The sequence below is a fragment of the Burkholderia cenocepacia genome, assembly GCF_900446215.1.
GTDB classification, from domain to species: Bacteria; Pseudomonadota; Gammaproteobacteria; order Burkholderiales; family Burkholderiaceae; genus Burkholderia; species Burkholderia cenocepacia.
In genome coordinates this window covers 761,095-775,323 of the sequence record NZ_UAQZ01000012.1, presented here as the reverse complement: position 1 = coordinate 775,323, position 14,229 = coordinate 761,095, and the positions used below count along the sequence as shown (strand labels likewise).

General features: G+C 69.4%; 12 protein-coding genes and 1 riboswitch. Of the genes, 9 read left to right on the top strand and 3 right to left on the bottom strand.

The window, feature by feature from the left end; translation table 11 throughout:
- Positions 1–58: 58 nt before the first annotated feature.
- Together DTA15_RS21085 and DTA15_RS21080 are read right to left on the bottom strand one after the other, a co-directional pair.
- Positions 59–757 (bottom strand): DUF2968 domain-containing protein, encoded by a 699-nt coding sequence (locus DTA15_RS21085; protein ID WP_006485520.1) that lies wholly within the window; start codon positions 755–757, stop codon positions 59–61.
- Positions 758–872: 115 nt separating this feature from the next.
- Positions 873–2,063: a gamma-glutamyl-gamma-aminobutyrate hydrolase gene (locus tag DTA15_RS21080; protein WP_012492879.1), complete on the bottom strand. Its 1,191-nt coding sequence runs from the start codon at positions 2,061–2,063 to the stop codon at positions 873–875.
- A gap of 281 nt (positions 2,064–2,344) precedes the next feature.
- Here DTA15_RS21080 and DTA15_RS21070 point away from each other — a divergent pair, with 281 nt between their 5' ends.
- The 8 genes from DTA15_RS21070 to DTA15_RS21030 all read left to right on the top strand — a co-directional run bounded on the left by DTA15_RS21070 (position 2,345) and on the right by DTA15_RS21030 (position 10,340).
- Positions 2,345–3,025: a GntR family transcriptional regulator gene (locus tag DTA15_RS21070; RefSeq protein WP_006491806.1), complete on the top strand. Its 681-nt coding sequence runs from the start codon at positions 2,345–2,347 to the stop codon at positions 3,023–3,025.
- A gap of 6 nt (positions 3,026–3,031) precedes the next feature.
- Positions 3,032–4,408, top strand: a complete 1,377-nt coding sequence (locus tag DTA15_RS21065; protein ID WP_006496559.1) for an amidase — start codon at positions 3,032–3,034, stop codon at positions 4,406–4,408.
- 136 nt (positions 4,409–4,544) lie between these two features.
- Positions 4,545–5,057 carry a disulfide bond formation protein B gene (locus tag DTA15_RS21060; RefSeq protein WP_006489750.1) on the top strand — a complete coding sequence of 171 codons (513 nt, stop codon included), beginning with the start codon at positions 4,545–4,547 and terminating at the stop codon, positions 5,055–5,057.
- Positions 5,058–5,682: 625 nt separating this feature from the next.
- A complete protein-coding gene (gene xdhC / locus DTA15_RS21055; protein WP_006482042.1) occupies positions 5,683–6,687 on the top strand; it encodes a xanthine dehydrogenase accessory protein XdhC in 1,005 nt (334 codons plus the stop codon).
- Positions 6,688–6,705: 18 nt separating this feature from the next.
- Positions 6,706–7,731, top strand: a complete 1,026-nt coding sequence (locus tag DTA15_RS21050; protein WP_006482041.1) for an adenosine deaminase — start codon at positions 6,706–6,708, stop codon at positions 7,729–7,731.
- A gap of 27 nt (positions 7,732–7,758) precedes the next feature.
- Positions 7,759–8,106: a hypothetical protein gene (locus DTA15_RS38880; RefSeq protein ID WP_034178293.1), complete on the top strand. Its 348-nt coding sequence runs from the start codon at positions 7,759–7,761 to the stop codon at positions 8,104–8,106.
- Positions 8,103–9,422, top strand: a complete 1,320-nt coding sequence (gene guaD / locus DTA15_RS21040; RefSeq protein ID WP_006482043.1) for a guanine deaminase — start codon at positions 8,103–8,105, stop codon at positions 9,420–9,422. The genes DTA15_RS38880 and guaD overlap by 4 nt, the downstream gene beginning before the upstream one ends.
- A gap of 122 nt (positions 9,423–9,544) precedes the next feature.
- Positions 9,545–9,673, top strand: a riboswitch (yybP-ykoY riboswitch).
- A 94-nt stretch (positions 9,674–9,767) separates the two neighbouring features.
- A complete protein-coding gene (locus DTA15_RS21030) occupies positions 9,768–10,340 on the top strand; it encodes a TMEM165/GDT1 family protein (RefSeq protein WP_006482044.1) in 573 nt (190 codons plus the stop codon).
- 54 nt (positions 10,341–10,394) lie between these two features.
- On the opposite strand, the gene DTA15_RS21025 is transcribed toward DTA15_RS21030, so the two are convergent.
- Positions 10,395–11,102 (bottom strand): DUF4136 domain-containing protein, encoded by a 708-nt coding sequence (locus tag DTA15_RS21025; RefSeq protein ID WP_012492880.1) that lies wholly within the window; start codon positions 11,100–11,102, stop codon positions 10,395–10,397.
- A 187-nt stretch (positions 11,103–11,289) separates the two neighbouring features.
- Here DTA15_RS21025 and pepN point away from each other — a divergent pair, with 187 nt between their 5' ends.
- Complete coding sequence (gene pepN / locus DTA15_RS21020) at positions 11,290–13,983, top strand: aminopeptidase N (RefSeq protein WP_006485724.1); 2,694 nt, start codon at positions 11,290–11,292, stop codon at positions 13,981–13,983.
- The last annotated feature ends 246 nt before the right edge of the window (positions 13,984–14,229 follow it).

The following is a 14,229-nucleotide window of genomic DNA, read 5'->3' as shown; positions in this document are numbered from 1 at the left end:
CGGCGAAGATCGCTTCGCCGGGTTTTCGCTCGTCTCGCTCCGTCCGTTCGACGAACCATTACTTGTGCGCGGGCAGCCCCGTCTCGGTCTGTCTCTCGAGTTGCCGCACCTGCTCCTGCAGATCGCGCAACTGCAACTGCGCAGCCCGCTTCTCGACCTGCAGCACCTGCGCCTGCTCCTGCGCCGACTTCTGCCGCTGCGCGACTTCTGCCTGCTGGCTGCGCGCGACGCTCAGATCGGCCTGCAACTGTTGCGCACGATTCGCCTGCAGCGCGATCACGCGCTCGAGAAATGCCTTCTGCGCCTGCAACTCGGTTCGGCGGATCTCGATATCGGCGAGCTGCGCGGTCTGCTGCACGAAGTTCGCGTACACCGTCTCCGCGCGATTCTTTTCCTGCGAACGGATCACGCGCCACAGGTTCTTGTCCTGGAACAGCGCGACGTAATACGTCATCTCGCGCGGATCGAACATCAGGCTCGCGCCGTAGCTGCCGTTGTACGTGGTGCGCATCTCGACGATCCGGCCGTCGTGCAGCATCTGCGTCAGCTCGGCGACGTTGCCTTGTGCGGCGGCGTCCGTCGCGACCGCGCCCGATGCCGCCGATGACGCGCCGCCGCTTAGGCTCGTGACCGCCGGACGCGTGCCGGCAACAGGTGCGCTCGCGTCGGCGGACCAGGCCGCGCCCGCTTGCGCGCAGGCAACCAGCGCAACGATCCACGTTGCGCATCGTGCAGGGGAAAAGTTTCGGAAAACCAACGTCAGACTCCGGCGAACGAATCGGAACTCGCGATTATCGTTCAAAACGAAACGGCCCCATCTCGAATTTATCGGGATGCGGCCGGCCTTCGTGCAACACGGAAAATGCGGCGTGCTACAGACGCGTTTCACGCGCCGCGCGCAGGAACGCATCGAGCAGCGGCGTGCAGTCGAGCAGTTCCGAGCCGCCCGCGCGATGGAACTCCGGATGCCACTGCACGCCGACGACGAACGGCGAGCGCCGATGGCGAATGCCTTCGATGATTCCATCGCCGGCCGATACGGCCTCGATGTTCAGATCGCGGCCGAGATCGCGAATCGCCTGGTGGTGAATCGAGTTGACGATCGCTTCGCTGCGCCCCGGGAACATGCTCGCGAGCGTCGACGAGTCGGGGAAGCGGATCGCGTGACGATGCTGGTCGTAATGCTCGCTCACGTGCGCATTCGCGGTCGGCACGTCGGTGGCGATGTCCTGGTACAACGAGCCGCCGAACGCGACGTTGATCAGCTGGCAGCCGCGACACACGCCGAGCACGGGTTTGCCGGACTCGACGAATTCGTGCAGCAGCTCGAGCTCGTACATGTCGCGCACGCGATCGCCGGGCCATTCGGGACGCGCATCCGACGCCGCGTAGGTCTGCGGCGACACGTCGGCGCCGCCTTGCAGCAGCAGGCCGTCGAGATGCTTCGCGTAATCGCGCAGGCGGATGTTGCTCGGATGGATCATGCCTTGATGGCCGACGGTCGGAATCATGAACACGAGCACGTCGCGCGACATCACCCAGTGAGCGATCGATTCCTCGAGATACTGCAGCGTCTTGCCGCGCAGCCCCTTCGCGCCCGGCTCCGGATGGAAGATCCGCGCCGACACGCCGATGCGCAGCGTGCGCTGCGTGATGCGCTGGCCGGCGCGGTCGAACAGCCGCCGCGCGCGCGCCGCGACGATCCGGCCGAACACCGACCACGGCGTGTCGCTCTGCTTCAGGTAGGCCGGCGGCGCATTCTGCGCGTTCGCGGGCGGCGGCCGCGGCGTGTCGAAATCGGGCTGCGCGCCGAATCCGGGCGGCGGCGCGCCGGGCTTCGGCGGCGCGGCCGCGGCAGCGCCATCGCCTACGGCGCCTGCCGCACCGGGCGCGCCCGGCTCGGACGCGGCCGTGACGGGCGACGCGCCGTCGTCGGCGACGTTGTGCGCGGCGGCCTGCGTGGCCGGCGCATCGGGCGTTTTCTCCGGATCGGGGCGGGGGGAATCGGAAGAAGCGGAAGAGGTGCCGGGCAGACCGGCCGGGGAAGGCGTGGTTTCGCTCATGACGATGGTCTGGTACGTCGCTCGCGCGTATGGATTGACGAAGATTCATTATGCTTCAGTGCACGATCGCGCGGCAAACCTGCAACATCCTGTCGATATTGTTGCAAGTCGGTGGCAAGTCGTGCCGCGGGGCGGCTCCGCTCACGCGCCGGCACCGGCTTTCCCGATATCTTCCGCAGTGGACATCCGTGATATATCACAATAATATCCAGAGATCGTCCACGCCTTCCGAGCCTCCGCGTCATGATCGCGCCCCCTCCGGCCCCGCTGCCGCCGCCCGCATGAGTACGCTGACCGACGTCGCACGCGACCGCCCCGCCGCATCGCCGGCCAGCCTTGCCGAGCGCGCGTACGCGCTGATCCAGCGCGACATCATCACGATGCGCTTGAAGCCGGGCGCCGCGCTCAACGAAGCCGACCTCGTCGCGCGCACCGGGATCGGCCGCACGCCGGTGCACCAGGCCGTGCATCGGCTTGTGCTCGAAGGGTTGCTGTCCGTGATGCCGCGCAAGGGCCTGATGGTGCAGCCGCTGTCGCTCGACGACATCGTCGCGGTGATCGACGTGCGGCGCATCAACGAAGCGCACTGCGCCGAACTCGCCGCGCGCCATGCGACATCCGACGATCTCGCGCACCTGGCCGCGCTGCTCGACGACGGGCAGGCCTGCGTCGACACGCACGACGTCGAAGGCATGATGGAGCTCGACCGCGCGTTTCACCAGACGATCGCCGCGGCCGCGCGCAATGCGGTGCTCGCCGACATCCTGCGCGCGCTGCACGAGCGCTCGCTGCGCTTCTGGTTCGTCACGCTGTCCGAACCGCACCATCTCGCCGACGTCCAGCACGAGCACCGCGCGCTGTTCGACCGGCTGTCCGCCCGCGACGCCGCCGGTGCGCGCGCAGCCGTCGAAAGCCACATCGATTCGTTCCGCTCCACGCTTGTCCAACATCTTCGCCCCTGAGCCGCCATGACCACTTTCACGCCGTTCCCCCCGCTCGCCCAGCTCGCCGCCGACCTCGCCGCCGGCCGGACCACGAGCCGCGCGCTCGTCGACACCGCGCTCGACCGGATCGCCGATCCGGCGGGCCAGGGCGCGGTCGTCTTCACCGAAGTCGATGCCGACAACGCCCGCGCGGCCGCCGACGCGCACGACCGGCTGCGCGCCGCGGGCACCGTGCTGTCGCCGCTCGCGGGCATTCCGGTATCGGTCAAGGACCTGTTCGACGTCGCGGGCCAGGTGACGCGCGCGGGCTCGCGCGTGCTCGACGGCGCACCGGCCGCGCGCACCGATGCGGTCGCCGTCGCGCGGCTCAAGCGCGCGGGCGCGGTGCTGGTCGGCCGCACCAACATGAGCGAATTCGCGTTCTCGGGGCTCGGGCTGAATCCGCACTTCGGCAATCCGCGCTCGCCGTACCACCGCGACGTGCCGGGCGACGCGCGGATTTCGGGCGGCTCGTCGTCGGGGGCGGCCGCGTCGGTCGCCGACGGGATGGCCGCCGTCGCGCTCGGCACCGACACCGGCGGCTCGATCCGCATCCCGGCCGCGCTGTGCGGGCTCACGGGCTTCAAGCCGACCGCGAGCCGGATCCCGACGCAAGGCGGCGTGCCGCTGTCGACGACGCTCGACTCGTTCGGCCCGATCGGCCTCACGGTCGCGTGCTGCGCGCTCGTCGACCGGATGCTGGCGGGGCTCGAGCCGCACGTGCCGGCCGCCCGGCCGCTCGAAGGCGTACGGCTCGGCGTGCTGACGAACTACGTGACGGACGGCGTCGATGCCGATGTCGCGGCCGCGCTCGACACCGCGCTCAAGCATCTGGAAGCCGCCGGCGCGATCGTCACCGAAGTGCGCTTCCCCGCGCTCGACCGGCTGCCGGAGATCAACCGTTTCGGCTTCTCGCCGATCGAGGCGTACGCGTGGCATCGTCCGCTGCTCGCCACGCACCGCGACCAGTACGACCCGCGCGTGCTGACGCGGATCCTGAAGGGCGAACCCGCGAGCGCCGCCGACTATCTCGACCTGCTCGCCGCGCGTGCCGCGATGCTCGACGAAGCCGCGCACACGGTCTGGTCGCGCTTCGACGCGCTCGTCGCGCCGACGGTGCCGGTCGTGCCGCCGCGCATCGCCGAACTCGAAACGGACGACGACGCGTTCACGCGCACCAACGCGCTGATCCTGCGCAACCCGAGCGCGTTCAACTTCCTCGATGCGTGCGGGCTGTCGCTGCCGTGCCATCCGCGCGACGCGGCGCCGGTCGGCCTGATGCTCGCGGCGGCGCCGCATCGCGACGACGCGCTGCTCGCGATCGGCCAGTCGGTCGAGGCCGTGCTGAACACGATCCGCTGACCGCGCCCGCCGATCGTCGGCGGACCGAGCGCGGTGCGGCAGGGTGCCGCACGCGCGCTGTCAGTTTCGTGCCAGACCGTTCGCGCTAAAATCGCGCGATTGTTTTCCGGACCGACCGACGAGGAACCCCGCCGACATGAACGACTACACGCTTGCACTACGCCGCGAACGCCGCCTGCTGATGCTGCTCGGATGGGTGTGCATCGCCCTGCTGGCCGGCGCGCTGTACCTGCAGTACGTGAAGAACGAAGACCCGTGCCCGCTGTGCATCATCCAGCGCTACTTCTTCTGCGCGATCGGGATCTTCGCGTTCCTGGCCGCCGGGATCCGCAACTGGCGCGGCGTCTGGGTGCTCGAGCTGCTGATCGCGATCGCCGCGGCCGGCGGTGTCGGCACGGCCGCACGGCACCTGTCGATCCAGATGAATCCGGGCTTCAGCTGCGGCTTCGACACGCTGCAGCCGATCGTCGACAGCCTGCCGCCCGCGCAGTGGTTCCCCGGCATGTTCAAGGTCGCCGGGCTGTGCGAGACCGTCTACCCGCCGATCTTCGGCATCCTGCTGCCCGGCTGGGCGCTGATCGGCTTCGCCGTGATCCTGGTCGCGGTCGTCGCGAGCCTCTGGCGCCATCGCCGCAAGCTCGCGGGCTGACCGGCCGGCCGCGTTTTGGCCCATGGCCTGCGCGGCCCCGCCGAACGGGCCGCGCGCCGCCGGCAAGTCGTCGCCCGGCTGCAGCCGACGCCTCCGGCGGCCCTGCCCGGCCGCCGCGCGTAAACACCTACCCCGCCGTCGCCTGGATTTCCGGGCGAGCGCGTGTCGCGCGATTGCCGCGCCCCCGCCCCGCCACGCATGCGTTTCGGCCCGATGTGCATGCATCGGTCCCCCGATCCCGCGCGGCGGGCCTATGATCGACATGATCGCCTCCTGATAGCCCGGATCACCGCCCGGCCATGTTCCGGCCGCGTGGCGATGCTATCTTCGGGACTGGATGGCGATCTACGTGCGCGAGGCCAGGCGGTCTCACCGCTCCCTGCGTAACGCGCGCCCGATCCGCAATGTCGACTGGATTCATCATGACAACGCAAACCATCCGCATCCGTCACCCTCATGGCGTCCGCGCGTCCGGCGGCGCCGCACGCGCACGCCGTCAGTCCGCGGCCACCGCACGGCATCGGCCCTGCAGCCGGCCGGCCCCGCTCCCGTCCGTCCTCGTTGCCGCCGCGCCCGCCAGCCCGCGCCGCGTGTCGTGCCGCGTCGTCCCGAACGGAGCGTGCTGATGGAAGCCTGGCTCGGCGATCTGCAGCAACTGCTCGCGCACGGCGAAGCGGCCGTGCTCGTGACGGTCGCGCACACCGACGGCTCCGCGCCGCGCGAAGCCGGCACCAAGATGCTCGTCACGCGCGACACGGCCCGCCATACGATCGGCGGCGGTCATCTGGAATGGAAGGCGATCGAGATCGCGCGGCACCTGCTGAAGGACGGCGCGCACGTGCCGCACGCCCGCCGGCTCGAGCGGCTCGCGCTCGGCCCGAGTCTCGGCCAGTGCTGCGGCGGCGCCGTGGTGCTCGCGTTCGAGCGGCTCGACGTCGGCGATCTCGGCTGGATCATGTCGCTCGCGAAGCGCGTCGCGGCCGGCGCCGCGACCGTGCGTAGCGTATCATTCGGCCCCTCGCCGGGCGCGCCGCTGTTGAGCGAGCCCGAATCGGAAGCCGCGCGTGCCGACTGCCTGCTGTGGGAAACCGGCGGCGTATCGCTGATGACCGAGACGATCGCGCCGTATGCGTTCCCCGTCGTGCTGTTCGGCGCCGGGCACATCGGCACCGCGCTCGTGAAGGTGCTGGCGACGCTGCCGTGCCAGGTGCGCTGGATCGACGGGCCCGATGCGGTGTTCCCGCCGGCCGACGCGCTCGCCGGTATCGGCAACCTCGTGATCGACGCGGCTGCGTCCCCGGCGGACGCGGTCGACGCCGCGCCGCCGCAGTCCTACTTCGTCGTGATGACGCACGACCATGCACTCGATTTCGTGCTGGCCGAGCGCATCCTGCGACGCGGCGACTATGCGTACTTCGGGATGACCGGCTCGCACACGAAGCGCGTGCAGTTCGATCACCGGCTCGCCGCGATCGGCATCGACCCGGCCCAGGTCGCGCGGATGCGCTGCCCGATCGGTGTCGAAGGCATCATCGACAAGGCGCCCGAAGTGATCGCGATCTCGGTGGCCGCGCAGTTGCTGCAGGCCGTCGAGGCGAATGCGTCCGCGCAGGCTTCCCCTACCTACTGACCGACCAAGAACGACGCCATGACCCCGACATTCAAGGACAAGATTGCCCGCGCGCCGAAAGCGGAGCTGCACATCCACATCGAAGGCTCGCTCGAGCCCGAACTGATCTTCGCGCTCGCGCAGCGCAACGGCGTGAAGCTCGCCTACGACTCGATCGATGCGCTGCGCGCCGCGTACGCGTTCACCGACCTGCAATCGTTCCTCGACATCTACTACGCCGGCGCGAGCGTGCTGCTCACCGAGCAGGATTTCTACGACATGACGGCCGCGTACTGCGAACGCGCGCTCGCCGACAACGTCGTCCACACCGAACTGTTCTTCGACCCGCAGACGCACACCGAGCGCGGCGTGCCGATCGAGACGGTCGTCGCGGGCATCGAGCGCGCGCTCGCCGATGCCGAACGACGCGGGCTGTCGAGCAAGCTGATCCTGTGCTTCCTGCGCCACCTGTCGGAAGAGGATGCGCTCGCGACGTTCGAATCCGCGTTGCCGCTGTTCGAACGCTATCGTCATCGCCTGATCGGCGTGGGCCTCGATTCGTCTGAGCTCGGCCATCCGCCGACGAAGTTCGCGCGCGTGTTCGAGAAGGCCCGCGCACTCGGGCTGAAGCTCGTCGCGCATGCGGGCGAGGAAGGCCCGCCCGCCTACATCTACGAAGCGCTCGACGTGCTGAAGGTCGACCGGATCGACCACGGCGTGCGCAGCATCGAGGATGCCGCGCTCGTCGAACGCCTCGCCCGATCGCGCACGGCACTCACCGTCTGCCCGCTGTCGAACCTGAAGCTGTGCGTGTTCGACGACATGGCGAAGCACACGCTGAAGGCGCTGCTCGACCGCGGCGTCGCGGTGACGATCAACTCCGACGATCCGGCCTATTTCGGCGGCTACGTCAATGAAAACTACTTCGCGACGGCCGAAGGGCTGCAACTCACGGATGCCGAAGTCCATGCGGTGATTCGCAACGGCTTCGAGGCGTCGTTCATCGAACCGGCGCAGCGCGACGCACTGTACGCGCGCCTCGACGCGTACTGGCAGGCCGCGTGACGGCCCGCATCGAGGAACGCTAGACAGATGAAACACGGCAACGGCATCCGCTTCGCGCTCACCGGCTCGGCCTGGCGCCGGGCCGGTGGGCTGCGTGCATGCGGCGCGACGGCGCCGTGCGTCGGCGCTTGTGCGCACCGGCCGTCGCGGCTTGCCGTGCCGTTCGCCGCCGCACCGGATGCGGGTGCAACGGCCGCGAGGTGCGCGGGCAACCACTTGCGGGCGGCTTCGGCCGCCACGTTCGCCCATGCCATCGCCGCCGGCCGCGCCGCACGCCGCGTGCCGATGCCGCTCGCGACGCACCGTCCCGCCGCCGTGCTGCGCCGATCGCTTTCTTCTGTTCGCCTTACCTTGATGCAGGACCATTCGTCATGACGCAAACCGCTTTCCGTTCCCAGCTGCTGACCTTCAACGGCGACCCGGCGCAATCGAGCCAGGCCGCGAACCACGAGACCGACGGGCTCCTGATCGTCGACGACGGCAAGGTCGTCGCGGCCGGCCCGTATGCGGCGCTCGCCGCGACGCTCGCGCGCGATGCGGTGGTCCACGACCTGCGCGACAAGCTGATCGTGCCCGGCTTCATCGACACGCACATCCACTATCCGCAGACGGACATGATCGCGTCGCCGGCGCCGGGCCTGTTGCCGTGGCTCGACAAGTACACGTTCCCGACCGAGCGCCAGTTCGGCGACCCCGAGCATGCGCGCGAAGTCGCCGACTTCTTCGTCGACGAACTGCTTGCGTGCGGCACGACGAGCGCACTCGTCTACTGCACGGTGCACAAGCAATCGGCCGATGCGCTGTTCGCCGCAAGCGACGCGCGCGACCTGCGGATGATCGCGGGCAAGGTGCTGATGGACCGCAACTGCCCCGAATTCCTGCGCGACACCGCGCAGTCGGGCTATGACGACAGCGCCGAGCTGATCGACCGCTGGCACGGCAAGGGCCGCCAGATGTACGCGCTCACGCCGCGCTTCGCGCCGACGTCGACCGAGGCGCAGCTCGAGGCGTGCGGCGAACTCGCGCGCCGCCATCCGGACGTGTTCGTGCAAAGCCACGTCGCGGAAAACGTCGACGAGGTGAAATGGGTGGCCGAGCTGTTCCCCGGCCATCGCAGCTATCTCGACATCTACGACCGCTACGGGCTGCTGCGTCCGCGCGCGGTGTACGGTCACTGCATCCACCTCGACGACGAGGATCGCCGCCGGATGGCCGAGACGCGCACCGTCGTCGCGCACTGCCCGACGTCGAACTTCTTCCTCGGCAGCGGGCTGTTCGACTTCGACAAGGCCGGCGAACACGACGTGCCCGTCACGCTCGCGACCGACGTCGGCGGCGGCACGTCGTTCTCGATGCTGCAGACGATGAACGAGGCGCACAAGGTCGCGCGGCTGTCGGGCCACCACCTGACCGCCACGCGGATGTTCTGGCTCGCGACGGCCGGCGCCGCGCAGGCGCTCGACCTCGCCGACACGGTCGGCACGCTCAAGCCGCGCACCGAAGCCGACTTCGTCGTGCTCGATCCGCAGGCGACGCCGCTGCTCGCGCGCCGTACGAAGCGCGCGGAGTCGCTCGAGGAACTGCTGTTCGCGTTCGCGCTGCTCGGCGACGACCGCGCGGTATACCGGACCTACGCGGCCGGCGAACTCGTGCACGAACGCGGCGCCGCGCGCCGCCCGGCCGCCGCGTAACGACCCGCGGCCGGCACGTTCCGACACGCGCGGCAGCTTCGCCGCCGTGCATGTCGGCAATCGAAGCCGCTTCAGTGCGCCGCACGGCGGCCCGGCCGCTTTCCGGCGCGCAACGCGCCGTGCTAGAATGCGCCGCTCATTGGGGAGTAGCCGCTCCGCTCGATGTCCCGCGCCCCCGGCGCGCATCGTGACGGAGGCGTCCGTCAACAGACTTGGCCGTTCGGCCATGGCGGACGCAGCCACGTTGGCCTGGCGAGACCGATGGTTCACTGCGCGCCGCATCAGGGCCCGGCGCGCGGTGGATCGTCGCTCGCACGCACAACAACGGCCCGCGGAACCCCATTCGTGTCTCAAGCCTTCCTGATCTCCACCGGCGCCGTCGCCCTCGCTGAAATCGGCGACAAGACCCAACTGCTTTCCCTCGTGCTGGCCGCGCGCTATCGCAAGCCGGTGCCGATCATTCTCGGCGTGCTCGTCGCGACGCTCGTCAACCATGGTTTCGCCGGCGCGCTCGGCGAATGGCTGGGCGCGCTCGTCACGCCGTCGATCATGCGCTGGGCGCTCGCGTTCTCGTTCATCGCGATGGGGCTGTGGATTCTCGTACCGGACAAGCTCGACGAGGACGAAGCCAATGCGACCCGCTCGCGGCTCGGCGTGTTCGGCGCGACGCTCGTCGCGTTCTTCCTCGCGGAAATGGGCGACAAGACGCAGATCGCGACCGTCGCGCTGGCCGCGCGCTTCCAGGACTACATCGGTGTCGTGGCCGGCACGACGTTCGGGATGATGCTCGCGAACGTGCCGGCGATCCTGCTCGGCGACCGCTTCGCGCACCGTCTGCCGACGAAGCTCGTGCACGGGATCGCAGCCGTGCTGTTCGTCGTGCTCGGCGCGCTGGCGCTGCTGGGTATCGGGGTCTGACGGAAAGGAAAGTGGCCGGCGCGGCCGGGCGGCCGCGCCGGAGTGGATGCCGCTTTACTTCGCGACGGCCGCGCCCGAGGCGGGCGCCGCCGGCACCGCGCGCTCGTTGGCGGCCGGCGCCGCCGGCCCGCCGCGCTTGTCGACCGGCAGCCGAACCGAGCGGACCGCGCCGTTCGACAACGGGAAATCGGCGAGCGCGCTGCGCGCGAGGAACGGCATCGCGTACAGCAGCGTGCCGTTGTCGCCGGTCGTGCGCGCGGACACGTTGTAGACCTCCTTGCCCGTCGCGCGCTCGGTGATGCGGATACCGAGCATGTAGTCGAACACCTGGTACGTCTGCGCGACATAGCCGGCCGGCATCGGCCCCCAGGGCCCCCACGGGCCCCAGGGATTCCACGGCCCGCGCCGCCAGTACGGCCCGGGCGCGAACCACGGATCGTAGTAGACCGGCTGCGGCACCGTCACGAGATCGCTGCCGACCGCATAGGTCAGCCCGACGAGATAGCGGGCCTGCGACTGCGGCACCTGCCGGAACGCGTACGCGGACAGCTCGTTCGCGACGATCGGCTCGTAGGTCGACTGCTCGATGCTGTTCTTCTGCGCGTCCGTGCGCGTGAACGCATAGGTGCGCGTCGCGTCGCTGCCGCTCCAGTCGGAGAAGGCCGTGACCTGGGTGGTCACGTAGCTGGTGCAGCCGGTCAGCAGCGCGACGCACAGCGCCGCCGCCCAGCCCGCACCGCGAAAAATCCAATCGCGTTTCATGTTGATCCTCGTCGATCCGTCACCCGTTCGTCGCACCGCGCGAACCACAACGGGATGCCGATAATACGCGGACTGGCGGAAGCGGTAAAAAGTTCGCCCGACACGCAGCCGCAAGCCTTTGTACAATGGCCCGGTTCGCCTGGCCCGCGCGACGGGCCCGTCCCCCACTCCACCGATCTCGACGACCATGTCCGACAACGCCTCCTCCACCGTGATCCGCCGCGCCGACTACACGCCGCCGGCCTTCCTCATCGATTCCGTCGCACTCGAATTCGATCTCGCGCCGGCCCGCACGATCGTCAGGAATACGATGCGCGTGCGCCGCAATCCGGATGCCGCGCCCGCACCACACCTGGAACTGATGGGCGAGGCGCTCGAATTCCTCGGCGCGCGGCTGGATGGCGCACCGCACGGCGCGGTGCGCGCGCACGAGCACGGGCTGACCGTCGAGAACGTGCCCGAGGCATTCGAGCTGACGCTCGAAAGCGCGTGCGCCCCCGACCAGAATACGACGCTGTCGGGCCTCTACGTGTCGAGCGGCAACTTCTTCACGCAGTGCGAAGCCGAAGGCTTTCGCCGCATCACCTACTTCCTCGACCGCCCCGACGTGATGGCGTCGTACGTCGTCACGTTGCGTGCCGACAAGGCCGCGTACCCGGTGCTGCTGTCGAACGGCAATCTCGTCGATTCGGGCGACCTGCCCGACGGCCGCCACTTCGCGAAATGGGAAGACCCGTTCCGCAAGCCGAGCTATCTGTTCGCGCTGGTCGCGGGCAAGCTCGTCGCGATCGAGGAAACGATCACCACCGGCTCCGGCAAGGAAAAGCTGCTGCAGGTGTGGGTCGAACCGGCCGATCTCGACAAGACGCGTCACGCGATGGATTCGCTGATCCACTCGATCCGCTGGGACGAAAAGCGCTTCGGCCTCGAGCTCGATCTCGACCGCTTCATGATCGTCGCGGTCGGCGACTTCAACATGGGCGCGATGGAGAACAAGGGGCTCAACATCTTCAACACGAAGTACGTGCTGGCGAACCCCGAGACCGCGACCGACACCGATTTCGCGAACATCGAATCGGTGGTCGGCCACGAATACTTCCACAACTGGACCGGCAACCGCGTGACCTGCCGCGACTGGTTCCAGTTGAGCCTGAAGGAAGGCCTGACGGTGTTCCGCGACCAGGAGTTCTCGGCCGACATGGCCGCGGGCGACGCGGTCGAATCGGCGGCCCGCGCGGTCAAGCGCATCGAGGACGTGCGCGTGCTGCGCCAGCTGCAGTTCGCGGAGGACGCCGGCCCGATGGCGCACCCGGTGCGCCCGGAGAGCTACGTCGAGATCAACAACTTCTACACGATGACCGTCTACGAGAAAGGCTCGGAAGTCGTGCGGATGTACCAGACGCTGTTCGGCCGCGACGGCTTCCGCAAGGGGATGGATCTCTACTTCAAGCGCCACGACGGCCACGCGGTGACCTGCGACGACTTCCGTCACGCGATGGCCGACGCGAACGGGCGCGACCTCGCGCAGTTCGAGCGCTGGTACAGCCAGGCCGGCACGCCGCGCGTGTCGGTACGCACCGCGTACGACGCGGCCGCGCGCCGCTATACGATCACCCTCGCGCAGGGCTACGGCGACGCGTCGCCGGCCGCGCGCGAAACGCAGCAAGGGCCGCTCCTGATCCCGTTCGCGATCGGCCTGATCGGCCGCGACGGCCGCGACCTGCCGCTGCGTCTGGACGGCGAAGCCGCCGCATCGGGCACGACGCGCGTGCTCGAGTTCACCGACACCGAGCAGACCTTCACGTTCGTCGACGTGCCGGAAGCGCCGCTGCCGTCGCTGCTGCGCAACTTCTCGTCGCCGGTGATCGTCGAGTACGACTACAGCGACGACGATCTCGCGTTCCTGCTCGCGCACGACAGCGATCCTTTCAACCGCTGGGAGGCCGGCCAGCGCCTCGCGACGCGCGCGCTGCTGACGCTCGCCGCGCGGGCGGCCGCCAACGCGCCGCTCACGCTCGGCGAGAACTTCGTCGCCGCGTTCCGCCGCGTATTGACCGATGAAAGCCTGTCGCCGGCGTTCCGCGAACTCGCGCTGACACTGCCGTCGGAAACCTATCTCGCCGATCAGATGGCCGAGGCCGATCCGGCCGCCGTGCATCGCGCGCGCCAGTTCGTGCGCCGCCAGCTCGCGACCGCGCTGCGCGCCGACTGGCTCGCTACGTACGAGCAGCACCAGACGCCCGGCGCCTACGAGCCGACGCCTGAAGCCTCGGGCCGCCGCGCGCTGAAGAACCTCGCGCTCGCGTATCTGGCCGAACTCGACGATCCGGCCGATGCGGTACGCCTCGCCACGGCCCAGTACGATGCGGCGAACAACATGACCGATCGCGCGGCTGCGCTCGGCGCGCTGCTGTCCGCGGCCGCCGCGGGCGCGAACGGGCCGGCCGAGCACGCGCTCGACGACTTCTACCGCCGCTTCGAGAAGGAAGCGCTCGTGATCGACAAGTGGTTCGCGATGCAGGCGGCGCAACGCGGTACGCCCGCGCAGCCGACGCTCGCGAAGGTGCGCAAGCTGCTCGCGCACCCGGCGTTCAATCTGAAGAATCCGAATCGCGCGCGCTCGCTGATCTTCAGCTTCTGCGCGGCCAATCCCGCGCAATTCCACGCGGCGGACGGTTCGGGCTACGCGTTCTGGGCCGAACAGGTGCTCGCGCTCGACGCGATCAACCCGCAGGTCGCCGCACGCCTCGCGCGCTCGCTCGAACTGTGGCGCCGCTTCACACCGGCGCTGCGCGACCGGATGCGCGAAGCGCTCGAACAGGTCGCGGCCGGCGCGAAATCGCGTGACGTGCGCGAGATCGTCGAGAAGGCGCTCGCGTAACTTGCGCGTTCGACCTGTCGCGTCCGCGCGATCGAGCCGGTGCCGCCTCACGCGGCGCCGGCTTTTTTATTGCACGAGCACGGCTGCAACCGCACGCGCTCGCGGGGTCGGACCGCTCGGGCGGCCTCCGCGGCGAGGCGCACCCCGCCCGGCGTCGCCGCCCGATACCGCGCCGCTTCGGCCACCCGGCCATGTAACCGGACGAAAAAAGCCGGCGGCACCGGAGGCGCGACGGGTAAAATTGCG